Origin of the sequence: Streptomyces toyocaensis (assembly GCF_000725125.1) — a bacterium.
Classification (GTDB): domain Bacteria; phylum Actinomycetota; class Actinomycetes; order Streptomycetales; family Streptomycetaceae; genus Streptomyces; species Streptomyces toyocaensis.
Genome location: NZ_JFCB01000001.1, coordinates 45,820 through 72,112, shown reverse-complemented (window position 1 = coordinate 72,112; position 26,293 = coordinate 45,820). Strand labels below are relative to the sequence as shown.

The 26,293-nt window shown below is 72.2% G+C and carries 23 protein-coding genes; 18 read left to right on the top strand and 5 right to left on the bottom strand.

The window, feature by feature from the left end; translation table 11 throughout:
• The first annotated feature begins 153 nt into the window (after positions 1–153).
• The 14 genes from BU52_RS00330 (at position 154) to BU52_RS00270 (ending at position 13,103) form a co-directional block, all read left to right on the top strand.
• The gene (locus BU52_RS00330; RefSeq protein ID WP_078903093.1) at positions 154–1,428 is read left to right on the top strand and encodes a GAF domain-containing protein; all 1,275 of its coding nucleotides are present in this window, start codon (positions 154–156) and stop codon (positions 1,426–1,428) included.
• 197 nt (positions 1,429–1,625) lie between these two features.
• On the top strand, positions 1,626–2,897 hold the full coding sequence (locus tag BU52_RS00325; protein WP_037925953.1) for a hypothetical protein: 1,272 nt from the start codon (positions 1,626–1,628) through the stop codon (positions 2,895–2,897).
• 72 nt (positions 2,898–2,969) lie between these two features.
• Positions 2,970–3,542, top strand: a complete 573-nt coding sequence (locus tag BU52_RS00320; protein WP_037925950.1) for a GNAT family N-acetyltransferase — start codon at positions 2,970–2,972, stop codon at positions 3,540–3,542.
• Positions 3,543–3,669: 127 nt separating this feature from the next.
• Entirely contained in the window at positions 3,670–3,753 is an 84-nt protein-coding gene (locus tag BU52_RS37065; protein WP_310887545.1) for a putative leader peptide, read from the top strand.
• Positions 3,754–3,881: 128 nt separating this feature from the next.
• Entirely contained in the window at positions 3,882–5,597 is a 1,716-nt protein-coding gene (locus tag BU52_RS00315) for a nitrite/sulfite reductase (protein WP_037925942.1), read from the top strand.
• The gene (locus BU52_RS36065) at positions 5,594–5,773 is read left to right on the top strand and encodes a hypothetical protein (protein ID WP_078903049.1); all 180 of its coding nucleotides are present in this window, start codon (positions 5,594–5,596) and stop codon (positions 5,771–5,773) included. The genes BU52_RS00315 and BU52_RS36065 overlap by 4 nt, the downstream gene beginning before the upstream one ends.
• Entirely contained in the window at positions 5,770–6,480 is a 711-nt protein-coding gene (locus BU52_RS00310) for a phosphoadenylyl-sulfate reductase (RefSeq protein WP_037925939.1), read from the top strand. The genes BU52_RS36065 and BU52_RS00310 overlap by 4 nt, the downstream gene beginning before the upstream one ends.
• Before the next feature lie 35 nt (positions 6,481–6,515).
• Positions 6,516–7,052, top strand: a complete 537-nt coding sequence (gene cysC / locus BU52_RS00305) for an adenylyl-sulfate kinase (protein WP_037927665.1) — start codon at positions 6,516–6,518, stop codon at positions 7,050–7,052.
• Positions 7,049–7,984, top strand: coding sequence for a sulfate adenylyltransferase subunit CysD (gene cysD / locus BU52_RS00300; protein ID WP_037925937.1), 936 nt, complete (start codon positions 7,049–7,051; stop codon positions 7,982–7,984). Before cysC ends, cysD begins: the two co-directional genes overlap by 4 nt.
• A 2-nt stretch (positions 7,985–7,986) precedes the next feature.
• Complete coding sequence (locus BU52_RS00295; protein WP_037925936.1) at positions 7,987–9,321, top strand: sulfate adenylyltransferase subunit 1; 1,335 nt, start codon at positions 7,987–7,989, stop codon at positions 9,319–9,321.
• 224 nt (positions 9,322–9,545) lie between these two features.
• Positions 9,546–10,649 (top strand): aliphatic sulfonate ABC transporter substrate-binding protein, encoded by a 1,104-nt coding sequence (locus tag BU52_RS00285; RefSeq protein WP_037925929.1) that lies wholly within the window; start codon positions 9,546–9,548, stop codon positions 10,647–10,649.
• A 36-nt stretch (positions 10,650–10,685) separates the two neighbouring features.
• Positions 10,686–11,474 carry an ABC transporter ATP-binding protein gene (locus BU52_RS00280; protein ID WP_037925926.1) on the top strand — a complete coding sequence of 263 codons (789 nt, stop codon included), beginning with the start codon at positions 10,686–10,688 and terminating at the stop codon, positions 11,472–11,474.
• Entirely contained in the window at positions 11,461–12,357 is an 897-nt protein-coding gene (locus tag BU52_RS00275) for an ABC transporter permease (protein WP_037925923.1), read from the top strand. The genes BU52_RS00280 and BU52_RS00275 overlap by 14 nt, the downstream gene beginning before the upstream one ends.
• An 8-nt stretch (positions 12,358–12,365) precedes the next feature.
• Positions 12,366–13,103, top strand: a complete 738-nt coding sequence (locus BU52_RS00270; protein ID WP_037925921.1) for a sirohydrochlorin chelatase — start codon at positions 12,366–12,368, stop codon at positions 13,101–13,103.
• Between the two features lie 51 nt (positions 13,104–13,154).
• Here the strand turns inward: BU52_RS00270 and BU52_RS00265 are convergent, their stop codons facing one another.
• Both BU52_RS00265 and BU52_RS00260 read right to left on the bottom strand, forming a co-directional pair.
• On the bottom strand, positions 13,155–13,772 hold the full coding sequence (locus BU52_RS00265) for a mycothiol-dependent nitroreductase Rv2466c family protein (protein ID WP_037925918.1): 618 nt from the start codon (positions 13,770–13,772) through the stop codon (positions 13,155–13,157).
• Positions 13,773–13,864: 92 nt separating this feature from the next.
• A complete protein-coding gene (locus BU52_RS00260) occupies positions 13,865–14,413 on the bottom strand; it encodes a DUF1697 domain-containing protein (protein ID WP_037925916.1) in 549 nt (182 codons plus the stop codon).
• 374 nt (positions 14,414–14,787) lie between these two features.
• On the opposite strand from BU52_RS00260, the gene BU52_RS00255 reads away from it, so the two are divergent.
• Entirely contained in the window at positions 14,788–17,037 is a 2,250-nt protein-coding gene (locus BU52_RS00255) for an MMPL family transporter (RefSeq protein ID WP_037925913.1), read from the top strand.
• 60 nt (positions 17,038–17,097) lie between these two features.
• Here BU52_RS00255 and mgt read toward each other — a convergent pair whose 3' ends face one another.
• A complete protein-coding gene (mgt, locus tag BU52_RS00250; protein WP_037925911.1) occupies positions 17,098–18,288 on the bottom strand; it encodes a macrolide-inactivating glycosyltransferase in 1,191 nt (396 codons plus the stop codon).
• Positions 18,289–18,423: 135 nt separating this feature from the next.
• Here mgt and BU52_RS00245 point away from each other — a divergent pair, with 135 nt between their 5' ends.
• Positions 18,424–19,287 (top strand): phosphotransferase enzyme family protein, encoded by an 864-nt coding sequence (locus BU52_RS00245; protein WP_037925908.1) that lies wholly within the window; start codon positions 18,424–18,426, stop codon positions 19,285–19,287.
• 19 nt (positions 19,288–19,306) lie between these two features.
• Here the strand turns inward: BU52_RS00245 and BU52_RS00240 are convergent, their stop codons facing one another.
• On the bottom strand, positions 19,307–20,029 hold the full coding sequence (locus BU52_RS00240) for a 3'-5' exonuclease (RefSeq protein WP_037925905.1): 723 nt from the start codon (positions 20,027–20,029) through the stop codon (positions 19,307–19,309).
• A gap of 131 nt (positions 20,030–20,160) precedes the next feature.
• Entirely contained in the window at positions 20,161–21,402 is a 1,242-nt protein-coding gene (locus BU52_RS00235) for an SAV2148 family HEPN domain-containing protein (RefSeq protein ID WP_078903048.1), read from the bottom strand.
• A gap of 302 nt (positions 21,403–21,704) precedes the next feature.
• Between BU52_RS00235 and glgX the strand changes: the two genes are divergently transcribed.
• Both glgX and treY read left to right on the top strand, forming a co-directional pair.
• Complete coding sequence (glgX, locus tag BU52_RS00230; RefSeq protein ID WP_037925898.1) at positions 21,705–23,843, top strand: glycogen debranching protein GlgX; 2,139 nt, start codon at positions 21,705–21,707, stop codon at positions 23,841–23,843.
• A 93-nt stretch (positions 23,844–23,936) separates the two neighbouring features.
• Positions 23,937–26,291 carry a malto-oligosyltrehalose synthase gene (treY, locus tag BU52_RS00225; protein ID WP_037925895.1) on the top strand — a complete coding sequence of 785 codons (2,355 nt, stop codon included), beginning with the start codon at positions 23,937–23,939 and terminating at the stop codon, positions 26,289–26,291.
• Positions 26,292–26,293 lie beyond the last annotated feature (2 nt).

The following is a 26,293-nucleotide window of genomic DNA, read 5'->3' as shown; positions in this document are numbered from 1 at the left end:
GCTCAATCTTCAAACAGTCCTCAGGCCGCCCACCAGGGTTGCAGGGGGTTGCAACCTGCTGTTCCCGCGCCGGTACCGAGGGTCCCCGTCCGGGGCAGGCGGCAGTATGGGTCGGACAGTCTTTCTCGGGGAGGTCCGGTGGCGCTGTCACCGATGGACGTGACGCACCTGGCGGCCGTCGACACGGCGCGCGCGGCGCGGGTGCTCGACGAGGTCCGCTCCGCCGCGCTGTCGGGGCAGCGTCTGCCCGTCGCTCCCCGCCCGGTCATCGGGCAGTCCTGGGAGCGGATGCTGCGCAGCGGTGTGGACCCGGACCACGACGTCCGCAGCGGCACGCTGTCCCGCGAGGAGGTGCAGCGGCGGCGGGAGTCCTCGACGCTGCGGCACGTCCTGCCGGTGCTGCGGGAGGGGCTGCTGTCGGTCGCGGACGTCGCGCACCACATCATGGTGGTGGCCGACGAGGAGGGCCGGGTGCTGTGGCGGGAGGGCAGCGCGCCGGTGCTGCGCAAGGCGGACGGGCTGGGCTTCGAGGTCGGCGCGGACTGGCGTGAGGACGTCGTCGGCACCAACGGGGTGGGCACGCCGGCGGTGACGGGGCGTCCCGTGCAGGTGTTCGCGTCGGAGCACTTCGTACGGTCGCACGCCGCCTGGACGTGTGCCGGGGCGCCGATCACCGATCCCCGGGACGGACGGCTGATCGGCGTCGTGGACGTGAGCGGGCCGCTGGAGACGATGCACCCGGCCACGCTGGCGTGGGTCGACTCGGTGGCGAAGCTGGCCGAGGCACGGCTGCGGGAGCGGCACGTGCGGTCGCTGGAGCGGCTGCGGGCGGTGGCCGCGCCGGTGCTGGCGCGGCTCGACGGGCGTGCGCTGGTGGTGGACCGGCACGGGTGGACGGCGGCGGTGACGGGGATGCCGTACACGGAGCGGCTGGCGCTGCCCGCGTCGGTGTCGGCGGGCATGCGGTGGCTGCCCGCGCTGGGGCGGTGCTCGCTGGAGCCGCTGGCCGGGGGCTGGCTGGTGCGGGTGGCGGACGAACCGGTGACACGTGACGCCGTGCGGGTCGTGCTGGATCTCAGGGAGCCGCGCCGCCGGTCGGTGGAGGTCTCGGGCCAGGCGGGGTCCTGGACCCGGGAACTGAGCCCCCGGCACGCCGGGTTGCTGTACCTGCTGGCCGTGCACCGTGCGGGGCGCAGCGCCGCCGACCTGGCCCGGGAGGTGTTCGGGGACCCGGCCCGTACGGTGACGGTCCGCGCCGAGATGTCCCGCGTACGCCGTTACCTGGGCTCCCTGCTGGACCACCGGCCCTACCGCTTCACGGAGTCCGCCGAGGTGGAGGTCCTGCTCCCGGACCACCCGGACGAGCTGCTCCCCCGCGCGGCGGCCCCCGTCCCGGGCCGTCGGCGGCGGCCGGCCCCGGATGCCTGAGGGCCGTCCGTCAAGAGTGCGCGGGGTCGTACAGGAGTGCCCTGGAGCGCCTCGGAAGGTCGCCGTTCCGCATATTTGCAGGGTCTTCGCCTCCTGGGCCGGCCGGCTGTCGTAGCATCCCGGTACGGGCCACCCCAACTGCTCCACGGTCAACCCGCAGATCACCGGACGCAGTTGGCTCGCCCCGGGAGGACGGTATGAAGCATCGCGGCAGACACCGCCGGCGCAGACGGGGCAGGGCGCTGCGGGCTGCGCTGGCCGGAACCGCCCTCGCGCTGACCGCGGCCGCGACCATGATCAGTGCCTCGCAGGCCACCGACGCCGACGACCCCGGGGCGCTGAGGCCGCTGACCGCGTCCGCCGAGACCGCGCCGCTGCGGCTGACCGAGCAGGCCGTCCGGGGCGACGCGCTCGACCGCCTCTCCGCCGGTATGGGCCGGCCCGTCGGCATCGGCGCCGTGCTCGCCGACCCCGACGGCTCGCTGCGCGACGCGGAGGAGTGCCCGGACGACGACCGGCGGGCACTGCCCGTGGAACCGGCCGCGACGCGGGCGTACTGCTGGCCGGGCCGGGACACCGTCGGCTGGCGGGCCGGCGCGGTCACCACCTCGGGGGACGCGGACGACGACGGGCGCTGGGGCGCGCACCGGGTGATCCTCTCCGGGTGGAGCCGGACCGCGGGTTCCGTGGCCGAGCAGGGGCTCGCCAGGGTCGCCTTCGTGGACGCCGGCGACCCGGGCGCACCGCGCTACACCTGGGCCCTGCTCACCGTTCCGGTGGACGACGGCCGCGACTACCGCGGGCTGGGCTCCGCCGTGTCGGGCATGGTCTGGTACCAGGACAAGCTGCTGGTGACCACCGGCCGGGGCGAAGGCGCCGCACTGTACGTGTACGACCTGGACCGGGTGCAGCGGGCCACCGTGGAGGGCAGGTCGGTGGGCAGGGTGCCCGGCGGCTGGTCGGCGGCCGGGGCGCGGTACGTGCTGACGGCGGTCGCCTCCTACCGGACGAGCGGTGCCGGCGCCCCGCGGCCGGACGGCATCGCCCTGGACCGCAGCACCGCGCCGGACAGCCTGGTGGCGCACGGCGCCTCCTCCCCGGAGGACGGGCCGACCCGGCTGTGGCGGTACTCGTTCAGCACCGAGCCGCATCGTGCCGGGCTGCTCGACCCCGATCCGGTCGCGGTGTACGAGACGGAGCTGACCCGGGTGCGCAGTGTGCTGTCGTACCGGTCGGGCTGGTACCTGGGCCGGATGACCGGGACCCCGGACGAGCGCGGCACGCTGTGGCGGCAGGACGCCGACGGGGCCCTCCCCACCCGCTGCGGGGCGGACGAGACGCACCGCTGCTGGAGCGCCGGGGCGACGTCCCTGTCCTACTGGCAGGAGACCGGCGACGTGTGGTCCCAGTCCGGGCGCATGCTGTTCGCGCTGCCGCTGGCCTCGGTCGACCGGTCCCTCCACCGGTAGCCGGATGGGGCGGCCGTCCGCGCCCTGACAGGCGTTCGACAGGAACGTGCCCTGGATGGTTCCCTTTCGGACATGACGACCATCTCCGTGACCACCTGGTCCCTGGAGCAGACCGCGCCCACCGATCTCCGTCCGGCCGCCGTGCCCGGGGGAGACGTGCGGGTCGTCCGCTCCGAGGTGCCCTCCCCCGAGTTCAGCCGTTTCCTGTACGCCTCGGTCGGCGGTGACATCCGCTGGACCGACCGGCTGGGCTGGACGTACGCGCAGTGGCTGGAGTACCTGGACCGGCCCGAGGTGGAGACGTGGGTCGCCTACGACCGCGGGACCCCGGCGGGTTACGTGGAGCTGGAGGCACAGGAGGACGGGGTCGTCGAGATCGTCTACTTCGGTCTCCTCGCCGCCTTCCGCGGGCGGCGCATCGGCGGGCACCTGCTGTCGTACGGGACGGCCCGCGCGTGGGACCTGGCGGACCGCCGGCCGGGACTGAAGCCGACCACGCGGGTGTGGCTGCACACGTGCAGCAAGGACGGCGAGCACGCCATGGACAACTACCTGCGCCGGGGCTTCACCCTGTTCGACACCAAGGTCGAGGACGAGCCGCAGGTGCCGACGCCGGGCCCGTGGCCGGGTGCCCGTCCGGCCTGACCGGCGCGGGCAGGACCGCCCGCGACGCTTGTGACCAAGGACACCCTTGTCTCTCATTTCGAGACAAGGGTGTCTGCATTGTGGACAAAGCTGGACTGTGTCCAGAACGCCGTGCCAGGCTTCCGCCATGCCTGGAACTGGAATCGCCTTGGTGAGTCGGCGGCACGTCGACCTCGGCCGCATGTCCAGCGCCATCTGTCCGGCGCGCTGAGAGCACCCAGCACCGCCCGGCCCCCTTTCTTCACCCCACTCCCCGCGCAACGACGCGCACTCCCTTTCGTGTGCCTGTATGCGCAGGTCAGAGCACTCTTCCCGCCTGTCCCGAAGGACGTATCAACCATGGCCGCCACCCCGCAGAAACCTGCCGTCGCGCAGAATGCTGCCGCCGCGACTCCCCGCCGCAAGGTGAGCCGTCACCGCGGCGAGGGACAGTGGGCCGCGGGACACTTCACCCCGCTCAACGGCAACGAGCAGGTCAAGAAGGACGACGACGGTCTCAATGTGCGGACACGCATTGAGACGATCTACTCCCGGCGCGGTTTCGACTCGATCGACCCCAGTGACCTGCGCGGCCGGATGCGCTGGTGGGGCCTCTACACCCAGCGCCGCCCCGGGATCGACGGCGGCAAGACCGCGATCCTGGAGCCCGAGGAGCTGGACGACGAGTACTTCATGCTGCGGGTGCGCGTCGACGGCGGTGCGCTGACCACCCGGCAGCTGCGGGTGATCGGTGAGATCTCGCAGGAGTTCGCGCGCGGCACCGCGGACATCACCGACCGGCAGAACGTCCAGTTCCACTGGATCCGTATCGAGGACGTGCCCGCGATCTGGGACCGCCTGGAGGGTGTCGGCCTCTCCACGGTCACCGCCTGCGGCGACACCCCCCGCGTGATGATCGCCTCACCCGTCGCCGGCATCGCCGAGGACGAGATCATCGACGGCACCCCGGCCCTGGAGGAGATGAAGCGCCGCGTCCTGGGCAACAAGGCGTACTCGAACCTGCCCCGGAAGTTCAAGACGGCCATCTCCGGCTCGCCCGTCCTCGACGTGGTGCACGAGATCAACGACGTCGCGTTCGTCGGCGTACGCCATCCCGAGCACGGGCCGGGCTTCGACCTGTGGGTCGGCGGCGGCCTGTCCACCAACCCCAAACTGGGCGTACGGCTGGGCACCTGGGTCCCGATCGAGGATGTTCCCGACGTCTACGAGGGCGTCCTGTCGATCTTCCGCGACTACGGCTACCGCCGGCTGCGCAACCGGGCGCGGCTGAAGTTCCTGGTCGCCGACTGGGGTCCGGAGAAGTTCCGCCAGGTACTGGAGGACGAGTACCTCCACCGCAGGCTGACCGACGGTCCGGCACCCGAGCAGCCGGTGCAGCAGTGGCGCGACCACATCGGCGTGCACCGCCAGAAGGACGGCCGCTACTACGTCGGCTTCGCCCCGCGCGTCGGCCGCGTCGACGGCACCACGCTCACCAAGATCGCCGATCTCGCGGAGGCCCACGGCTCGGGCCGGGTGCGGACCACCGTCGAACAGAAGATGATCATCCTCGACGTCGAGGAGGCCCGGGTCGGCTCCCTCGTCGAGTCCCTGGAGGCACTGGACCTCAGCGCCAGGCCCTCCCCGTTCCGGCGTGGCACGATGGCCTGCACCGGCATCGAGTTCTGCAAGCTCGCCATCGTCGAGACCAAGGCGCGCGGCGCCTCGCTGATCGACGAACTCGAGCGCCGCATCCCGGACTTCGACGAGCCGATCACCATCAACCTCAACGGCTGCCCGAACGCCTGCGCCCGCATCCAGGTGGCCGACATCGGCCTCAAGGGCCAGCTGATGCTCGACGAGCGCGGTGAGCAGGTCGAGGGCTACCAGGTCCACCTCGGCGGCGCGCTCGGCCTCGAGGCCGGCTTCGGCCGCAAGGTGCGCGGTCTGAAGGTCACCGCGGACGAACTGCCGGACTACGTCGAGCGGGTGCTGAAGCGCTTCCAGGCGGAGCGCGAGGACGGCGAGCGGTTCGCCGCCTGGGTCGGCCGCGCCTCGGAAGAGGCCCTGTCGTGAGCGAGCGGGCCGCGCCGTTCCACTGCCCCTACTGCGGCGACGAAGACCTGCGTCCGGGGGAGCAGGGCCACGGGGCGTGGGAATGCGGCGCGTGCAACCGAGCATTTAAGCTGAAGTTCCTCGGGCTGCTCGCCCGGGGGCTCGAGCGATCCGACACGGGAGGGGTCCGGACGTGACGGCTGTTCAGGAAGAGCGTTCTACGGACGACTTGAGGGAACTGGCCGAGCGGGCGGGCCGCGATCTGGAGGATGCCTCCGCGCGGGAGATCCTCACCTGGGCCGCCGAGACCTTCGGCGACCGCTTCTGCGTGACCTCCTCGATGGAGGACGCGGTGGTCGCCCACCTCGCCTCCCGGGTGATGCCCGGCGTGGACGTCGTGTTCCTCGACACCGGCTACCACTTCCCGGAGACCATCGGCACCCGGGACGCGGTCGAGGCCGTGATGGACGTCAACCTCATCACGCTCACCCCGCGGCAGACGGTCGCCGAGCAGGACGCCGAGTACGGCCCGAGGCTGCACGACCGCGACCCCGACCTGTGCTGCGCGCTGCGCAAGGTGCAGCCGCTGGAAGAGGGCCTGACGGGCTATCAGGCGTGGGCGACCGGCCTGCGCCGCGACGAGTCCCCGACCCGGGCGAACACCCCGGTCGTCGGCTGGGACGAGAAGCGGCGGAAGGTCAAGATCTCCCCCATCGCCCGCTGGACCCAGGACGACGTGGACGCCTACGTCGCCGAGCACGGCGTCCTCACCAACCCGCTGCTGACGGACGGCTACGCCTCCGTGGGCTGCGCGCCCTGCACCCGCCGCGTGCTGGAGGGCGAGGGCACGCGCGCCGGCCGCTGGTCGGGCCGCGCCAAGACCGAGTGCGGGCTGCACGGCTGACCATGACCGCGCCTTCGACGAACCAGGAGAACCACGTGACGACCGGAGCCACCGTCTGGCTCACGGGTCTGCCGAGTGCGGGCAAGACCACCATCGCCCACGAGCTGGCCGCCGCACTGCGTGAGCGGGGCCGGCGGGTCGAGGTGCTCGACGGCGACGAGATCCGCGAGTTCATCTCGGCGGGCCTCGGCTTCAGCCGCGAGGACCGGCACACCAACGTGCAGCGCATCGGCTTCGTCGCCGAACTGCTCGCCCGCAACGGCGTCACCGCGCTCGTCCCGGTCATCGCCCCTTACGCGGACAGCCGGGAGGCGGTCCGGGGGCGGCACGCGGCGAACGGCACGCCCTACGTCGAGGTGCACGTGGCCACCCCGGTCGACGTGTGCTCCGTCCGCGACGTGAAGGGCCTGTACGCCAAGCAGGCCGCGGGTGAACTCACCGGACTCACCGGCGTGGACGACCCGTACGAGGAACCAGAGAAGCCCGATCTGCGGATCGAGTCGCAGAACCAGACCGTGCAGGAGTCCGCGGCGTCCGTGTACGCCCTGCTCAGCGAAAGGGGACTGGTATGAGAGCCGCCGCCACCGCCGAGGAGGGCACGGCCAGTCCGTACGCCCTCTCCCACCTGGACGCCCTCGAGTCCGAGGCGGTGCACATCTTCCGCGAGGTGGCGGGCGAGTTCGAGAAGCCGGTGATCCTGTTCTCCGGCGGCAAGGACTCCATCCTCATGCTGCACCTGGCGCTGAAGGCCTTCACCCCGGCGCCGGTCCCGTTCTCGCTGCTGCACGTGGACACCGGACACAACTTCCCCGAGGTCCTCGACTACCGCGACCGCACGGTGGCCCGGCACGGGCTGCGGCTGCACGTCGCCTCCGTGCAGGACTACATCGACCGCGGGGTGCTCAAGGAGCGCCCGGACGGCACCCGCAACCCGCTGCAGACCCTGCCGCTGACCGAGAAGATCCAGAGCGAGCGGTTCGACGCCGTGTTCGGCGGCGGGCGCCGCGACGAGGAGAAGGCCCGCGCGAAGGAGCGGGTGTTCTCGCTGCGCGACGAGTTCTCCCAGTGGGACCCGCGCCGCCAGCGCCCCGAGCTGTGGAACCTGTACAACGGCCGGCACGCCCCCGGGGAGCACGTCCGCGTCTTCCCGCTGTCCAACTGGACCGAGCTGGACGTGTGGCAGTACATCGCCCGCGAGGGCATCGAGCTGCCGGAGATCTACTACGCGCACGAGCGTGAGGTGTTCCGGCGCGGCAGCATGTGGCTGACCGCCGGTGAGTGGGGCGGCCCCAAGGACGGCGAGAGGGTCGAGAAGCGGCTGGTGCGCTACCGGACCGTGGGTGACATGTCCTGTACCGGCGCGGTGGACTCCGCCGCCGACACCATCGAGAAGGTGATCACCGAGATCGCCGCCTCCCGGCTCACCGAGCGCGGTGCCACCCGCGCCGACGACAGGCTCTCCGAGGCCGCGATGGAAGACCGCAAGCGCGAGGGGTACTTCTAGACATGAGCACCATCACGACCGAGGAACTCGCGGCCACCACCCTGCTGCGGTTCGCCACCGCCGGTTCCGTCGACGACGGCAAGTCCACCCTGGTGGGCCGGCTGCTGCACGACTCCAAGTCGGTCCTCACCGACCAGTTGGAGGCCGTGGCGCGCGCGTCGGCCGACCGTGGCCAGGAGGCGCCCGACCTCGCGCTGCTCACCGACGGCCTGCGGGCCGAGCGGGAGCAGGGCATCACCATCGACGTGGCCTACCGCTACTTCGCCACGCCCCGGCGCCGGTTCATCCTCGCCGACACCCCGGGGCATGTGCAGTACACGCGGAACATGGTCACCGGCGCGTCGACGGCCGAGCTGACGGTGCTCCTCGTCGACGCCCGCAACGGCGTGGTCGAGCAGACCCGGCGGCACGCCGCCATCGCGGCCCTGCTGCGGGTCCCGCACGTCGTCCTCGCCGTCAACAAGATGGACCTGGTCGACTACCGGGAGTCCGTGTTCGCCGCGATCGCCGAGGAGTTCACGGCGTACGCGACCGAGCTGGGCGTCCCCGAGGTCACCGCGGTCCCGATCTCGGCGCTGGCCGGCGACAACGTGGTGGAGCCGTCCGCGCACATGGACTGGTACGGCGGCCCGACCGTGCTGGAGCACCTGGAGACCGTCCCGGTCAGCCATGACCTGGCGCACTGCCACGCGCGGCTGCCGGTGCAGTACGTGATCCGGCCGCAGAGCGCCGAGCACCCGGACTACCGGGGGTACGCCGGCCAGATCGCGGCGGGCACCTTCCGGGTGGGCGACGAGGTGACCGTGCTGCCGTCCGGGCGGACGACGGCGGTCACCGGGATCGACCTGCTGGGCAGGCCCGTCGACGCCGCGTGGACGCCGCAGTCGGTGACGCTGCTGCTGGCCGACGACATCGACATCTCCCGCGGTGACCTGATCGTCCCCAGCAAGGACGCGCCGGACACCTCGCAGGACATCGAGGCCACCGTGTGCCACGTCGCCGACCAGCCGCTGGCCGTCGGCCACCGGGTCCTGCTCAAGCACGGCACCCGTACCGTCAAGGCGATCGTGAAGGACATCCCGTCCCGGCTGACGCTGGACGACCTGTCCCTGCACCCGCACCCGGGCCGGCTGACCGCCAACGACATCGGCCGGGTGAAGATCCGTACCGCCGAACCGCTGCCCGCCGACTCCTACGCGGACTCGCGGCGCACCGGCTCCTTCATCCTCATCGACCCCAGTGACGGCACCACGCTCACCGCGGGCATGGTCGGCGAGTCGTTCGCCGCGCCGGAGCCCGTCAAGGCCGAGGCCGACGACGACGGGTGGGACTTCTGAGCATGAACTCCACCGATTTCTACACCGGGTTCGCGAAGGAGGGCGGCCGCGTCGGCAGCGGGTCCCTCGGCGCCGGGCAGGGCGGGGTCGACCGATGTGTGCGCTGACGTACGCGCACCGCTCGCGCGCCCTCACCCCCCACCGCCGTAGACGAAAACCCGCCGACTTCCCGGCCACGACCTGAGAGGCCGTGACCGCCGGGCCTTGCGAGAGGAACACCTCCCGTGCCTGCCACGACCGCCCTGCGCCGCACCCTCGCGGTGATGGCCGTGCTCCCGCTGCTCACCCTGGCCGCCTGCGGCTACGGGTCCCAGGCCAAGCACGACGACACCGCGAAGGTCGCCGCCGGGGCGAAGAAGACCGACGGCCTCGATTCCGTCAGGATCGGCTACTTCGGCAACCTCACCCACGGCACCGCGCTGGTGGGCAACAAGAAGGGCCTGTTCCAGAAGGAACTCGGCGCCACGGAGGCGAAGTACGCCGTGTTCAACGCGGGGCCGTCGGAGATCGAGGCGCTCAACTCCGGTTCCGTCGACATCGGCTTCATCGGCCCCTCCCCCGCCGTCAACGGCTACACCAAGTCCGGCGGGAAGAACCTGCGCATCATCGGCGGTTCGGCGTCCGGCGGGGTCAAGCTCGTGGTGAACCCGGACAGGGTGACGTCCCTGGAGGACGTCGAGGGCAAACGGATCGCGACCCCGCAGCTCGGCAACACCCAGGACGTCGCGTTCCTCAACTGGGCGGCCGGGCAGGGCTGGAAGGTCGACGCGCAGAGCGGCAAGGGCGACGTCACGGTCGTCCGCAGCGACAACAAGGTCACCCCGGACGCCTTCAGGGCCGGATCGGTCGACGGCGCCTGGGTGCCGGAACCGACCGCGTCGAAGCTGGTCGCCGAGGGTGGCAAGGTGCTGCTGGACGAGGCGTCCCTGTGGCCGGACGAGAAGTTCGTGATCACGAACATCATCGTGCGCCAGGAGTTCCTGGAGGAGCACCCGAAGGCCGTCGAGGCGGTGCTGAGGGCGTCCGTCGACACCAACCGGTGGATCAACGCCCACCCGGACGAGGCGAAGACCCTCGCCAACGAGCAGCTGGAGGCCGACTCCGGCAAGCCGCTGCCCGCCGAGGTGCTGGACCCGGCGTGGGATTCCATCCGGTTCACCGACGACCCGCTGGCCGCCACGCTCGACGCCCAGGCGGAGCACGCCGTGAGGGCCGGCCTGCTGGAGCAGCCGGACCTGGACGGCATCTACGACCTCACGCTGCTCAACAAGGTCCTGAAGGCCGCGGGCGAGCCCGCCGTCGACGACGCCGGACTCGGCGCCAAGTAAGCCCGGACAACGCAGAGTTCCCAGGAGGTGACGACCATGGCCACGACCCTCGCCCAGGCCGCCGACGGCACCGAGGCGGTCACGCACGCCGCACGGATCGAGCACGTCTCGAAGTCGTTCGCCGGCCCGGCCGGGCAGCAGCTCGTGCTGGACGACATCACGCTCGACGTCGCGCCCGGCGAGTTCGTCACCCTCCTGGGTGCCTCGGGCTGCGGCAAGTCCACGCTGCTCAACCTGGTCGCGGGCCTGGACCGGCCCACGGCCGGCACGATCGTCACGGACGGCCGGCCGGCGCTGATGTTCCAGGAGCACGCGCTCTTCCCGTGGCTGACCGCGGGCAAGAACATCGAACTCGCCCTGAAGCTGCGCGGCGTGCCGAAGAACGAACGCCGCGGGCGGGCCGAGGAGCTGTTGGAGCTCGTACGGCTGAAGGGCGCGCACGGCAAGCGGGTGCACGAGCTGTCCGGCGGCATGCGGCAGCGGGTCGCGCTGGCCCGGGCGCTCGCCCAGGAGAGCAGGCTGCTGCTGATGGACGAGCCGTTCGCGGCCCTGGACGCCATCACCCGGGACGTGCTGCACGACGAGCTGACCCGCATCTGGCGCGAGACACGGCTCTCGGTCCTGTTCGTCACGCACAACGTGCGCGAGGCGGTCCGGCTCGCGCAGCGTGTGGTGCTGCTGTCCTCCCGCCCGGGCCGGATCGCCCGTGAGTGGACCGTCGGCATTCCGCATCCGCGCCGCATCGAGGACACCGCCGTGGCGGAACTGTCCGTCGAGATCACCGAAGAACTCCGTGGGGAGATCCGCCGTCATGGCCAGCACTGAGACGACCGCGAAGGACAAGGACGGGGGCGACCTCGCCGGTCTTGAGGCGGGGCTCGACGCACTGGAGACGGTGCAGACCGGTCGCAGGCCGCTGCGGCTGACCCTCAGGGAGAAGGTCCTGCCGCCGGTGGTGGCCGCCGTGCTGGTGCTGGCGGTGTGGCAGGCCCTGGTCTCCTTCGAGATCGTCGACGATCCGACCAAACTGCCCTCGCCGGGCGCGGTGTGGCACGTCCTGCGCGAGGCGTGGCTCCAGGGCGAGCTGCTCGGCTACATCTGGACCTCCGTCTCGCGCGGCCTGCTCGGCTTCTTCTTCGCGCTGCTGATCGGCACCCCGCTGGGACTGCTGGTGGCGCGGGTGAAGGTGGTGCGCGCCGCGATCGGGCCGATCCTGTCCGGTCTGCAGTCGCTGCCGTCGGTGGCGTGGGTGCCGCCGGCGGTGATCTGGCTCGGCCTGAACAACTCGATGATGTACGCCGTGATCCTGCTCGGCGCGGTGCCCTCGATCGCCAACGGTCTGGTCTCCGGCGTCGACCAGGTGCCCCCGCTGTTCCTGCGGGCCGGGCGGACCCTGGGCGCGACGGGGCTGAAGGGCACCTGGTACGTGGTGCTGCCGGCCGCGCTGCCCGGCTATGTGGCGGGCCTGAAGCAGGGGTGGGCGTTCTCCTGGCGTTCGCTGATGGCCGCGGAGATCATCGCGTCCTTCCCGGACCTGGGAGTGGGCCTCGGCCAGTTGCTGGAGAACGGCCGCAACGCCAGCGACATGGCCATGGTCTTCGAGGCCATCCTGCTGATCCTGACCGTCGGCATCGCCATCGACCTGCTGATCTTCAGTCCGCTGGAGCGGTGGGTGCTGCGCAGCCGCGGTCTGCTGGTGAAGGGCTGAGTCACGTCATGCGCCGTCCCGTTCTGCTCGTCGTCGCCCACGGCAGCCGCGACCCGCGGCACGCCGCGACCGTGCACGACCTGGTGCGGCGGGTGCGGTCGCTGCGTCCGGGGCTGCGCGTGGAGACGGGGTTCCTGGACTTCACCATCCCCTCGGTGAAGGGCGTGCTGGAGTCCCTGGACGCGGAAGGCGTCCGCGACGTGGTGGCCCTCCCGCTGCTGCTGACCCGGGCGTTCCACGCCAAGGCGGACATCCCGGCGGTGCTGGCGCAGGCACCGCGGCGGATGCGGATCCGCCAGGCGGGGGTGCTGGGCCCGTCCCCGCTGCTGCTGGCGGCGCTGGAACGCCGGCTGTACGAGGCGGGCCTGACGCCCGCCGACAAGTCCTCGACCGGGGTCGTGCTGGCCTCGGCGGGGTCCTCCGACCCGGAGGCGATCGCAGTGATCGCAGACATCGCGCGGGAGTGGCGGCACACCGGTTGGTGCGCCGTGCGGCCTGCGTTCGCCTCCGCTTCCCTCCCCCGCACCGAGCAGGCGGTCAGTGAACTGCGCGCCCTCGGGTGCGCGCGCGTGGCCGTCGCGCCGTACGTCCTCGCTCCCGGCTTCCTGCCGGACCGCATCGCCCGGGGCGCGGCGGAGGCCGACGTCCTGGCGGACGTGCTGGGCCCGGCACCCGAGGTGGCACAGGTGCTGCTGGAGCGGTACGACGAGGCCCGGGTGCCGCTGCTCGCAGCGGTCGGCGCCTGACCGGTCCGGCCCCGGGCGACTCGTTCGGCCCCCGCCCGCGGTGACGGGTCCTCAGTCGAAGGACAGGCCGCCCGTCCGGGTCCGCTTCAGCTCGAAGAAGTCGGGGTCGGTGGCCAGCACCCGGTAGCTGTCGAACAGCCGGGCCGCGCGCTCGCCCCGGGGTACGGCCCGCAGCACCGGTCCGAACCACACCGTTCCGTCGACGTGCAGGGTCGGCGTCCCCACGTAGGCGCCCGAGTCCGGTTCGGCGCCCGCCTCGTGGCTGCGGCGCACGGCGTCGTCGTACGCCGGGTCGTGCGCGGCGGCGGCCAGGCCCCCGGGCAGGCCGAGTTCGGCGAGGGACTCGGCGATCACGGTGTCGAAGTCCTTCGTGCCACGCTCGTGGATCCGGGTGCCGAGTGCGGTGTAGAGGTCGCGCAGCACCTTCTCGCCGTGCCGTTCGGCGGCGGCCACCTCCACCCGTACCGGGCCGACGGAGCGGTCGACCAGGTCCCGGTACCAGTCGGGCAGCTCGTTGCCGAGGTTGTGCAGGTGGAGGCTCATCACGCGGAAACGCAGGTCGAGCGGGCGCTGCCGCTCGACCTCCAGCAGCCAGCGGGAGGTGATCCAGGCGAAGGGGCAGGCGGGGTCGAACCAGCAGTCGACGCGGGTGGGTGATCCGTTGCTCATGCCGTCGACCGTACGGGCGGTGCGGGGCGGGTTCCTGGTCCACTTGGCGGCCCCGGCGCTGGTCCAATCCCGGCGCCCGCCCACCTTCCCGGTCAGCCCTCGGTGAGTTCCACCAGCTTCGTCACCGTGTTCCAGTTGCGGGTGGTGGCGACGACGCCCTTGTTGATGCGGGGCCTGGCGAGGTGCTCGGCGAGCCGGGAACGGCCGAGGCCGTCCGGGGCGTACAGGTACAGCACGCGGTCACCGAGGCGGAACTCCTCGGGCAGGTGGGCCGCCGGGTCGATCTCGGCGAAGCGCTCCGGGGTGACGGGCGCGGAGAAGTAGGTGACGTGGAGCTGCTTGGGCTCCAACGCGCCGGCCGGGAAGGGGCAGTGGTCGACGACGGCCCTCACATAGGCGTGGTCGCGCACGATCACGTCGACGCCGAACCCGAAGTGCCGCTCGAGTGCCCCGGCCAGCTCGGCGGCGAGTGACTCCTCGTCGCCGTGCCCGGAGGTGAACACCGCCTGGCCGCTCTGCAGATGGGTGCGCACCCCCTCGTGGCCGAGCCCCTCCATCAGGGCGCGCAGCTCGGCCATCGGCACCTTCCTGCTGCCGCCCACGTTGATCCCGCGCAGCAGCGCCGCGTACCTCGTCGTCATGGGGACACGATAGAACGGCCGTCGTGCCCCGTGGGGGCGGGCACGACGGCCGGTCCGCGTGGGGCGGACCCGTGCGGAACTCTGGCGGACCGGTGGGGTCCGGATCAACCGGAACACTCGTCTGTGACGTGTTCAACAGGGTCGCGAAAAGGCGGACGGCGCCCCGCAACCCTGATCACCGTCCCCCACATCCCCGGGTACGTGTAGGGGACCGCTGTCCTCCCCAGTGGTGAGGAGGCCGACGCCGATGGGATGACTCGGCGCCCCGCAGCTTCACCGGACAGCACGACGAGACGGGCTGATCCGGCCCCTACCGTCGAAAGGGTCAGGTGGCGGCAGGGGGTCGCCGCCGAACACGAGGGAGCGAGCCCGTCATGGGGAACGGAGATTCGCGGGTACGGGGCCTCGCCGCCCGGGCCGGCGGCTGGAGCGCCCGGCACCGCTGGGCGGCCGTCGGCATCTGGGTGCTGTTCGTCGTGCTGGCGATGGGACTGGGGTCGGCCGCAGGCCGGGTCGACGTCGGCGACAGCGATCAGCTCAAGGGGGAGACCAGCACCGCCGCCCGCATCATCGAGGACGCCGGCATCGAGGAGCCGGCCAGTGAGACCGTGCTCGTCCAGGCGAAGGACGAGGGCCTGACGGCCACGGACGAGGAGTTCCGGTCGGCGGTCACCGCGGTCGTCACGGCCGTGGAGGGGACCGGTGAGGCCACGGACGTCACCTCGCCGTACGAGAGCGACACCATCTCCGGGGACGGGCGCAGCGCGCTGGTCCAGTTCGACATGCGCGGCGACTCCGACACCGCCGGGGAGCGGGTCGAGCCGGTGCTGAAGGCCGTGGCGGACGTCCAGAAGGAGCACGAGTCGCTGCGGATCGAGGAGATCGGCGGCGCCAGCATGATGAAGACGTTCGACGACGCGTTCGGCGACGACTTCAAGAAGGCCGAGTACTCGGCGGTGCCGGTGGCGCTCGGCATCCTGCTGATCGCGTTCGGCGCGCTGGTGGCGGCGCTGCTGCCGGTGGCTCTGGCGATCACCGCGATCATGGCGACGATGGGTCTGATGGGCCTGGTCAGTCATCTCCAGCCGATGAGCGAGACCGCGAACTCGGTGATGCTGCTGGTCGGCCTGGCCGTCGGTGTCGACTACTGCCTGTTCTATCTGCGCCGGGAGCGTGAGGAGCGGGCGGCCGGGCGGGACGCGCGGACGGCACTGCGGATCGCCGCCGCGACCAGTGGCCGGGCGATCGTCGTCTCCGGTGTGACCGTGTGCGTCGCCATGGCGGGCATGCTGTTCACCGGGCTCGCGGAGTTCGAGGCGATGGGTCTGGCCTCGCTGATGGTGGTGGCCGTCGCCATGGTCGGTTCGGTCACCGTCCTGCCGGCGCTCCTCTCGCTGCTGGGCGAGCGGGTCGAGAAGGGCCGCCTGCCGTTCCTGCGCCGGCGGCGCACGAGCGGCGGCACGGACAGCCGGTTCTGGACGGCCGTGCTGAAGCGGGTGCTCGCCAAGCCGGTGCTCGCCGGCGTGGTGGCGGCCGGCGCGCTGCTCGCCGTGGCCGCTCCCGCACTCGGGATGAAGACGCAGAACCTCACGCTGGACCAGGAGTTCGGCGACTCGCTGCCGATCGTGCAGACGTACGACCGGGTCAACGAGGCGTTCCCGGGCGGCACCGAGCCGGCCGAGGTGGTCGTCAGGGCGGACGACATCAACGCGCCCGAGGTGAAGGCCGCGCTCGCCGACTTCCGGGAGCAGGCGGTCAGTTCGGGTGCCTCGCGCGGCCCGGTCGAGATCAAGCTGCACGACCGGCAGAACGTCGCCTTCGTCTACGTTCCGCTGGTCGGCGGTTCCGACCAGGACAAGGCGGGCGAGAGTCTGGACACGCTCCGCGACGAGGTGCGGCCCGCCACGCTCGGCGACGTGGACGGGCTGGAGGCGCCGATCACCGGGCAGATCGCCGGCTCGAAGGACTTCAACGACCAGCTGGTCGGAGCCGTCGTCCCGGTGTTCGCCTTCGTGGTGGTCTTCGCCTTCCTGCTGATGCTGCTGTCGTTCCGCTCGCTGACGGTCGCCATCACCTCCATCGTGCTGAACCTGCTCTCGGTGGGTGCCGCGTACGGCATCCTCGTGGCGGTCTTCCAGCACGGCTGGGGGGCGTCCCTGGTGGGCGCGGAGGGGGTCGGCGCGATCATCACCTGGCTGCCGCTGTTCCTGTTCGTGATCCTGTTCGGCCTGTCGATGGACTACCACGTCTTCGTGGTCTCCCGGATCCGCGAGGCCCGGATGCGGGGCCGTACGACGCGGGAAGCGATCCAGCACGGTGTGGTCACCACGGCCGGTGTCGTCACCAGCGCCGCGGTCATCATGGTCGCCGTGTTCGCGATCTTCGGGACGCTGTCGATGCAGTCGATGAAGCAGATGGGCGTCGGCCTCGCGGCGGCGGTCCTCATCGACGCGACGATCATCCGGGGTGTGCTGCTCCCGGCGGTGATGACGCTGCTCGGTGAGCGCAACTGGTACCTGCCGAAGTGGCTGCACCGGATGCCCGACCTGACCCACGACGAGTCGCCGGAGGCCGTGGCGCCGCCGATGGCGCGGGACGACAAGGGCGAGCGCGTGCCGGTCTGATCCGGCGAACGCGCGGCGGCAAGGGGCCCGGCGGTCTTCCGCCGGGCCCCCGGCCTGCGGCTACCGCAGCTCCGCCTCGATCAGGTCGGCCGCCCGGCGCGTGCCGCCCTCCTCCGCCATCTCGGCCTGGATGCCCTTGAGCCGCCGGGCGACCTCGGGATCCTCGACGAGGGACGACGCCGCCGCCCTCAGCACCTCGGCGGTCGCCTCGCCTGCGGGCACGTGCCGGGCCACCCCGAGCCCCTGGAGCATGTCGGCGTTGCCGAACTGGTCCACCGCCTGCGGTACCGCGATCATCGGCGTGGCCGTGGCCAGTCCCTCCTGGCTGCCTCCGGCGCCGGCGTGGGTGACGAACAGGTCGGCCTGCCTGAGGACCGCGAGCTGCGGCACCCAGGAGCGCACCTCGACGTTCTCCGGTACGTCCCCCAGCTCGGCGGGGTTTACGTGCCCGCCGATCTGGAGGACCAGGTGCCAGCCGGGCAGACCGCCGAACGCCCTGACGCACTCCCGGTAGAACTCCGGCTGCTTGGTGAAGGACGAGCCGAGCGACACCAGGACGACCTTCTCCGCCCCGGCCGGCCGCTGCCAGTCGCCCTCCGCGCCCCGGTCGCCCTGGCAGGCCCCGACGAAGGAGTACACCCGCTCGTCGACCCGGTCGGCGTGCGGCTGGAGCACCCTGGGGATCAGGACGAGGGAACGGTCCGGGCGGCCCGCGAAGTCGTCCGGGTGCTGCGTGATCCCGTTCTCCTCCAGCCAGGCGCGGAAGCGGGCGTAGTAGGCCCGCCCCCGCTCGGTCCTCCTCGGTTCCTCCCACATCGGCTCGGCGATCTCCTTCTCGTACCCCTCCCAGGCGACGAGGTTCGGCGAGAGGGAGATGACGGGCACTCCCCAGCGGTGGCCGAGCACGCGTGCCGGGTAGGAGGTGATGTCGTGCAGGACGAGGTCGGGCGTGTCCCCCTCGTAGGCCTCGACGAGCTGCGGGAGTGCCTGGACGGCGTCGTTGAGGAACGGCTCCACGTTGTCCAGCAGCGTGGTGCCCCAGGCCTCCGGGTCGTCGTCGGGACCTGGCAGCGTGCTGTGCCACAGCTTGGGTTCGGCGCCCGTCCCGGCGACCTTGCCGGCGAAGAGCGGAGGGATCGCGTACGTGACCCGGTGGCCGCGTGCCACGAGCTCGCGGATCACCTCGAGGCTCGGGTTCACGTGCCCGTGGGCGGCGATGGAGAACATGGCGATGTGAGCGGGACCAGTCATGCCAGGACCCTAGACGAGACGATACGTCTCGTGCAACCGGAATACTGCGCATACGCACACCTGCACGAATGCGAGACTGGCCGATGGACGGCCGGATCACGGCGGCCGGACGCCGGTGGGAGCTGGAGGGGACGGATGGACGAGGCACGGGCGCGGGACGTGCTCACGGCGGCGGGAGTGCTGCCCGGCGCGGCACGGGACGCGCGGTTGCTCGCCCTCGGCGAGAACGCGGTGTTCGCCGCCGGTGACCTGGTCGTCAAGGTCGGCCGCGACGCCGAGCTGCTGGACCGGGCCCGCCGGGAGCTGGCCGTCGCCGGGTGGCTGGCGGCTCGGGGGGTGCCCGCGGTGCGGGCGGCCGAACCCGGGGCACTGCTGGTGGAGGGGCACCCGGTGACCGTGTGGCACCGACTGCCGGAGCCCGTGCGGCCCGCAGGACCTGCGGATCTGGCCGCACTGCTGCGGCTGGTCCACGCGCTGCCCGCTCCCCCCTTCGCGCTGCCGCCCCGCGAGCTGCTGGGCGGTGTGGAACGCTGGCTGCGGCTCGCGGGCGACGCGATCGACCCCGCCGACGCGGCGTACCTGCGCGAGCGGCGTGACGGTTTCGCGTCGGCCGCCGCGGCGCTGACGCCCCTGCTGCCGCCGGGGCCCATCCATGGCGACGCACTGCCCCGCAATGTGCACATCGGGCCGGACGGTCCGGTCCTGGTGGACCTGGAGACGTTCTCGGCGGATCTGCGTGAGCACGACCTGGTGGTGATGGCCCTCACCCACGACCGCTACGGGCTGCCGGACGAGGCGTACGCGTCCTTCACCGGCACCTACGGCTGGGACGTGCGCGCCTGGGAGGGCTGCTCGGTGCTGCGCGGTGCGCGGGAGACCGCCAGCTGCGCCTGGGTCGCCCAGCACGCGCCGGGCAACCCCAAGGCGCTGGCCGAGTTCGAACGCCGGGTGGCGTCGCTGCGGGACGGGGACGAGACCGTGCGCTGGTACCCCTTCTGACCCGGGGCCGCGGGGCGCGTCAGACCGGCTCGCCCGCCGGCTCCCGCAGCGGCCAGGTGCTGTCGACGACCGCCGTGGCGTCGCCCTTGCGGCGCAGGAAACTCTGGAAGTCCGCCGCCCATCGCGCGTACCACTCGATCTGCCGGCGGTGCAGTTCCGCCGGGCCGAGGGCCGCCACCTTGGGGTGGCGGACGGCTATCGCGCAGGCCAGCCGGGCGGCGGCCAGGGCGTCGGCGGTCGCGTCGTGCGCCGAGTCGAGGACGACGCCGTACTCCGCGCAGACCGCTTCGAGGTTGCGTTTGCCGCGCCGGTAGCGGTCGACGGAACGGTCGATGGTGTACGGGTCGATGACGGGGGCGGGGTCGATGCCGCCCAGGCGGTCGCGCAGGGACGGCAGTCCGTACCGCCGCAGTTCGGCGGAGAGCAGGCTCAGGTCGAAGGCGGCGTTGTAGGCGACGACCGGGACGCCGGTCTTCCAGTAGGAGGTGAGGACGCCGGCGATGGCGTCGGCCACCTGGTCGGCGGGGCGGCCCTCGGCGGCCGCCCGCTCGTTGCTCACGCCGTGCACCGCCACCGCGTCCGCGGGGATGGGCACGCCCGGGTCGGCCAGCCACTCGCGGCGGCCCATCGGCTCCCCCGCCCTGACCTCGATCACGGCCCCCGTGACGATCCGTGCCTCGCGCGGGTCCGTCCCCGTCGTCTCCAGGTCGAAGCCGATCAGCAGCTCCCGGTGCCAGCCCATGGGCTGCCCCCCTTCTGTGTGGTGCTCTCCCCCAGTGGTCTTCACCCTCCCACGCACCACTGACAATCAGAGGGCTCCGTTCCGCTTGCCGGCCGGGACGGCTCCCCACGAACGGCCCCGGCACGGGGCGTTCAGGACACCGGACGCGAATCCGCCCACATCTGCTCGAACTCCTCGCGGTAGGTGGGGAACAGCCCGCCTTCCTCGACCTCACCCGGCTTGACCACCTTGGTCCCGTTGCGCAGGACCAGCACCGGCGCCTCCATTCCCCGGGCCCGCCGCAGATGGTTCTGGACCACGGCGACGCCGTCGGCCCCGTCTCCGTCCACGAGGTAGGCCGTGCAGCGGGGGGTCTCGTCGTAGACCTGGATCCCGAAGGCGTCCGGGTCGCGCAGCCGTGAGCGGACGCGGCGCATGTGCAGGATGTTCATCTCGACGGCGCGGCCGAGCTCGCCGCGCTTGATGCCCAGTTCGCGCTCACGGCGCTTGACCGCACTGGAGGCCGGGTTCAGGAACAGCAGCCGCACCCGGCAGCCGGACTCGGCCAGCCGCACCAGACGGCGCCCGGAGAAGTTCTGCACCAGCAGGTTGAGCCCGATCCCGATGGCGTCGAGGCGGCGGGCCCCGCCGAAGATGTCCTCGGCGGGGAACCGGCGCAGCAGCCGCACCCGGTCGGGATGGACGGCGACGACGTCGGCGTACCGGTCGCCGACCAGGTCCTCGACCGCGTCGACGGGCAGCCGGCGCGCGGACGGCACGTCGCCTCCCGCGCCGAGCATCTCGAGGAGCCGCGCGGAGGCCCGCTCGGCCTGGGCGAGGACCGCTTCGGACAACGCCCGGTTGCGGGAGACCACGTTGCGGGTGACCTCCAGCTCGTCCAGGGCGAGTTCGACGTCCCGGCGGTCGTCGAAGTACGGCTCGAAGCAGGGCCAGTGCTGGACCATGAGCTCGCGCAGCTGCGGCAGGGTGAGGAAGGACAGCACGTTGTCGTCGGCCGGGTCGAGCAGGTAGCCCTTGCGGCGGCTGACCTCGCGCACCGCGACCGCGCGCTGCACCCACTCCTGTCCGGCGGGTCCGGCGGCGGCGACCACCCAGTCGTCGCCGTGCACGGGCTCGTAGACGGGGCGCAGGACGGCGGCCACCACCGCGCGCAGCCGCTGTTCCACCAGGTTCAGCCAGATGTAGGCACGGCCGGCCCGCTGGGCGCGGGTGCGCACCTCGCGCCAGGCGTCGGCGCCCCAGTCCAGCTCCGGCCCGATCGAGCCCGCGTCCGTCGGCCGCGCCAGGGACACCGCACCGGGCGGGACGTCCGTGGAGCCGCTCCCTTCGTGACCCTGGTCACCAGGGGGCAGTTCCAGCCCTCCCGAGCCCACCCGCGCACCGCCTTCCGCTCCCCCGAGCACTCCCCGTCCCGACGATCAAGGAGAGTACTCCGCAAGCGGCACGCGGTGCAGCCCGATGGACAGGGTCGTTCCTCAACTTCCTCCGTTCATGCGTCCGTTCCGCCCGCCCGGGCCCCGGGAGTGAGCTGATTCATAGCCGGACCCGCGGATGCGCGGGGCGTGGACCGAGAGGGCATGGGTAGAGAGGTGTGCCCCGCCCTTTCGGGGAGACACGGAAACACTCGGAGCCAAGGCGCCCCCACCGGCGCCGTACACCTGAAAGAGTCGTGTCCATGCAGGTCTGGCCTGGCGAGGCGTATCCGCTCGGTGCCACGTACGACGGCGCCGGAACGAACTTCGCGGTCTTCACGGAAGCCGCGGACCGAGTAGAGCTGTGTCTGCTGCACGACGACGGCTCCGAGACGGCGATCGAGCTGCGCGAGAGCGACGCGTTCGTGCGGCACGCGTACCTGCCCGGGGTGATGCCCGGGCAGCGGTACGGCTTCCGCGTGCACGGGCCGTACGCTCCCGAGCGGGGACTTCGCTGCAATTCGGCGAAGCTGCTGCTCGACCCGTACGCGCGTGCGATCAGCGGTTCGGTCGAGTGGGGCGAGGAGGTGTACGGCTACCACTTCGACGACCCCGACCGGCGCAACGATCTCGACTCGGCGCCCCACACGATGTCGTCGGTCGTGGTCAACCCGTACTTCGACTGGGGGGACGACCGGAGCCCTCGCACGGAGTACCACCACACGGTGATCTACGAGGCTCACGTCAAGGGCCTCACCATGCGCCATCCGGGACTGCCGGAGGAGCTGCGCGGCACCTACGCGGGCCTCGCGCACCCGGCGGTGATCGAGCACCTCACCGAGCTCGGGGTGACGGCGCTGGAGCTGATGCCGGTGCACCAGTTCGTCAACGACCACCGCCTGGTGGACATGGGCCTGAACAACTACTGGGGCTACAACACCATCGGGTTCTTCGCCCCGCACAACGCCTACGCGTCCTGGGGCGACCGGGGCCAGCAGGTGCTGGAGTTCAAGTCGGCGGTGAAGGCGCTGCACGAGGCGGGCATCGAGGTGATCCTCGACGTGGTCTACAACCACACCGCCGAGGGCAACCACCTGGGGCCGACCCTGTCCTTCAAGGGCCTGGACAACCCCTCGTACTACCGGCTGACCGACGACCCCCAGTACTACATGGACACGACGGGCACCGGGAACTCCCTGCTCATGCGGTCCCCGCACGTCCTGCAGATGATCATGGACTCGCTGCGGTACTGGGTCACCGAGATGCATGTCGACGGATTCCGCTTCGACCTCGCGGCGACCCTCGCGCGGCAGTTCCACGAGGTGGACCGGCTGTCGTCGTTCTTCGACCTGGTGCAGCAGGACCCGATCGTCTCCCAGGTCAAGCTGATCGCCGAACCCTGGGACGTCGGGGAGGGCGGCTACCAGGTGGGCAACTTCCCGCCGCTGTGGACCGAGTGGAACGGCAAGTACCGCGACACCGTGCGGGACCTGTGGCGGGGCGAGCCGCGCGCGCTCGCGGAGTTCGCCTCCCGGCTGACGGGCTCCTCCGACCTGTACCAGGACGACGGCCGGCGTCCGCTGGCCTCGATCAACTTCGTGACCTGCCACGACGGCTTCACGCTGCACGACCTGGTGGCGTACAACGACAAGCACAACGACGCCAACGGCGAGGACAACCGGGACGGCGAGAGCCACAACCGGTCCTGGAACTGCGGCGCCGAGGGCGAGACCGACGAGCCGGACGTCCTGCGGCTGCGGGACCGGCAGATGCGCAACTTCATCGCCACGCTGATGCTCTCCCAGGGCGTGCCGATGATCAGCCACGGCGACGAGGTGGCCCGCACCCAGGGCGGCAACAACAACGCCTACTGCCAGGACAACGAGCTGGCCTGGCTCGACTGGCCCGCGCCCGGGGAGGAGGGGGGCGGCGAGGAGGACCCGCGCCGCCGGCTGCTGGACTTCACCCGCGCGATGGTGTGGCTGCGCAAGGACCACCCGGTCTTCCGCCGGCGCCGTTTCTTCCACGGCCGGCCGGTGGAGGGCACCCACGACGACCTGTCCGACATCGCCTGGTTCACGCCCGAGGGCGCGGAGATGACCCAGCGCGACTGGGACTCCGCGCCGGCGTCGGCGCTGACGGTGTTCCTCAACGGCAACGCGATCTCCGAGCCCGGGCAGCGCGGGGAGCGCATCACCGACGACTCGTTCCTGCTGATGTTCAACGCCTCGCCCGAGCCGCTGGACTTCGTGGTGCCGGTCGATCACGGCCGGCAGTGGCAGGTGATCGTCGACACCGCCCGCCCGGACGGCGTCCCCCCGGGCACCGGCCCGGAGGTGTCGGCCGGCACCCGGCTGACCCTGACCGACCGGAGCCTGACGGTGCTGCGACGGCCGGTGTAGCGGCACGCCCCGCCGGTCGCCCGTTCGGGCGTCGGGTGACTCGGCGGGGTGCGCGATGACACGAAAGGCCGCCACGGGGGTACGTAGCTTCCCATGACCCCTGAGCGACCTGACCCGGCGGTGCCCACGGCCACCTACAGGCTGCAGCTGCAGCCCGGCTTCCCCTTCCCGGCGGCCGCGGAGGCCGTGCCGTACGTGGCCTCGCTCGGTGTGTCCCATCTGCATCTGTCGCCCGTCCTGGAGGCCGTGCCCGGCTCCCTGCACGGCTACGACGTGGTGGACCACGCCCGCGTGCGCGAGGAACTCGGCGGGGAGGAGGGGCTGCGGGAGCTGGCACGCACCGCCCGGGAGCACGGACTCGGGCTGATCGTGGACATCGTCCCGAACCACATGGCGATGTCCCCGCGCCACAACCGGGCCCTGTGGGAGGTGCTGCGCGACGGCCCCGACTCGCCCCGCGCACGCTGGTTCGACATCGACTGGGAGGCGCAGGGCGGGCAGGTGCTGTTGCCGGTGCTCGGAGGGCCGCTCGGCGCCGAGGCCGGCCACCTGAAGACGGACGGCGACGTGCTGCGCTACTACGACCACGTGTTCCCGTTGCGCGAGGGCACCGCGGGGCTGCCGCTGCCGCAACTGCTGGACGCGCAGTGGTACCGGCCCGTGTGGTGGCGCCTGGCCCGGACCGAGCTCAACTACCGGCGGTTCTTCAGCATCTCCGAGCTGATCGGGGTGCGGGTGGAGGACCCGGAGGTGTTCGAGGCGACCCACGCCAAGACGCTGGAGCTGCTCCGGGAGGGTGTGATCGACGGGCTGCGCGTGGACCACCCCGACGGGCTCGCCGACCCCGACGGCTATCTGCGGCGGCTGCACGAGGCCACGGGCGGCCGGTGGACGGTGGTGGAGAAGATCCTCGCCGACGGGGAGCGGCTGCCCGCCTCCTGGCCCGTCGCGGGCACCACCGGCTACGACGCCCTGCGCCACGTCGACGGGCTGTTCACCGATCCGGCGGGGTTCGGGGAGCTGCTCGGCCGGTACCGGCGCTTCGCGGCCCCGCAGACGGACCGGGGCGGCGACTGGGACGCCACGGTACGGCGGGCCGCGTACAAGGTGCTCACGCACGAGCTGGCCACCGAGATGGACCGGCTGACCCGGCTGACGAGCCGGCTGTGCGCGACCGCGCCGGAGTCCGCGCTGCGCGACCGCGCGCCCTGGGCGCTGCGCACGGCGCTGACGGAGCTGCTGGTCCGGATGGGGGTCTACCGCCCCTACGCCTCCGTGGACGCCGCCGCGGTGGTCACCGAGGAGGCCGCCGCCGAGGCCAGGCTCGCGTTCGCCGTCCCCGAGGAGGCGGGGGCGGTGGACGTCGTACGCGACCTGGTACTCGGGCGGTACGGGGACGGGCCGGCGCACGTGGAGTTCCGCACGCGGTTCGCGCAGACGGCGTCGGCGCTGCGGGCCAAGTCCGTCGAGGACACGGCGTTCTACCGGTACGTGCCGCTCCTGTCGGCGACGGAGGTGGGCGGCGACCCCGGCAGCCCGGCGGTGTCCCCGGAGCGGTTCCACGCCTACTGCGCGCGCGTGCAGCGCGACTGGCCGGCCACCGGAACGGTCCTCTCCACGCACGACGCCAAGCGCAGCGCCGACGTGCGGGCGGCGCTGCACGTGCTCACCGAGTGCCCCGTGCGCTGGGCGGACGTCGTCGCGGAGGTGACGCGCGACGGTGAGGGCGTGCCCGACGCGCAGCTGGCGTGGGCGGCCTGGCAGACGGTGTTCGGGCTGGGGCCGGCCGAGGAGGAGCGGGTGCGGGACGCCCTGCTGAAGCACGTGCGCGAGGCGGGTCTGCACACGAGCTGGACGGAGCAGGAGCCCTCGTACGAGGAGGCGGTGGCACGGTTCGTGGCGGCGGGGCCGTGCGGGGCACCGGGCGAGCGGGTGGCCGCGTTCCGCGCGTCGCTGGAGCCGCACATCCGGGCGAACGTGCTCGGCGCGGCCGTGGTGCACCTGACGATGCCGGGGGTGCCCGATCTCTACCAGGGCACGGAGCATGAGTACCGGGCGCTGGTCGACCCGGACAACCGGCGGACCGTGCGGTTCGCGGACGACGGCGGCGACAAGGAAGCGGTGACGCGGGCGGCGCTGCGGCTGCGGGCACGGCGGCCGGACGTCTTCGGCGACACGGCGTCGTACGACCCGCTGCCGGCGGAGGGCCCCGCCGCGGCGCACTGCACGGCGTTCGTCCGCTCCGGCGAGGTGCTGACCGCCGTGACCCGCCTGTCGCTGCGCCTGGCGGAGGAGGGCGGCTGGCGCGACACACGGCTGCCGCTGCCGGCGGGGCGGTGGGTGGATGTGCTGGAGCCGGGGCCGGGGCGGGAGTTCGAGGGGCGTGCGGGCCTGGCGGAGTTGTTCGGGCGACTGCCGGTGGCTCTGCTGGAGCGGATTGCGGACTGACT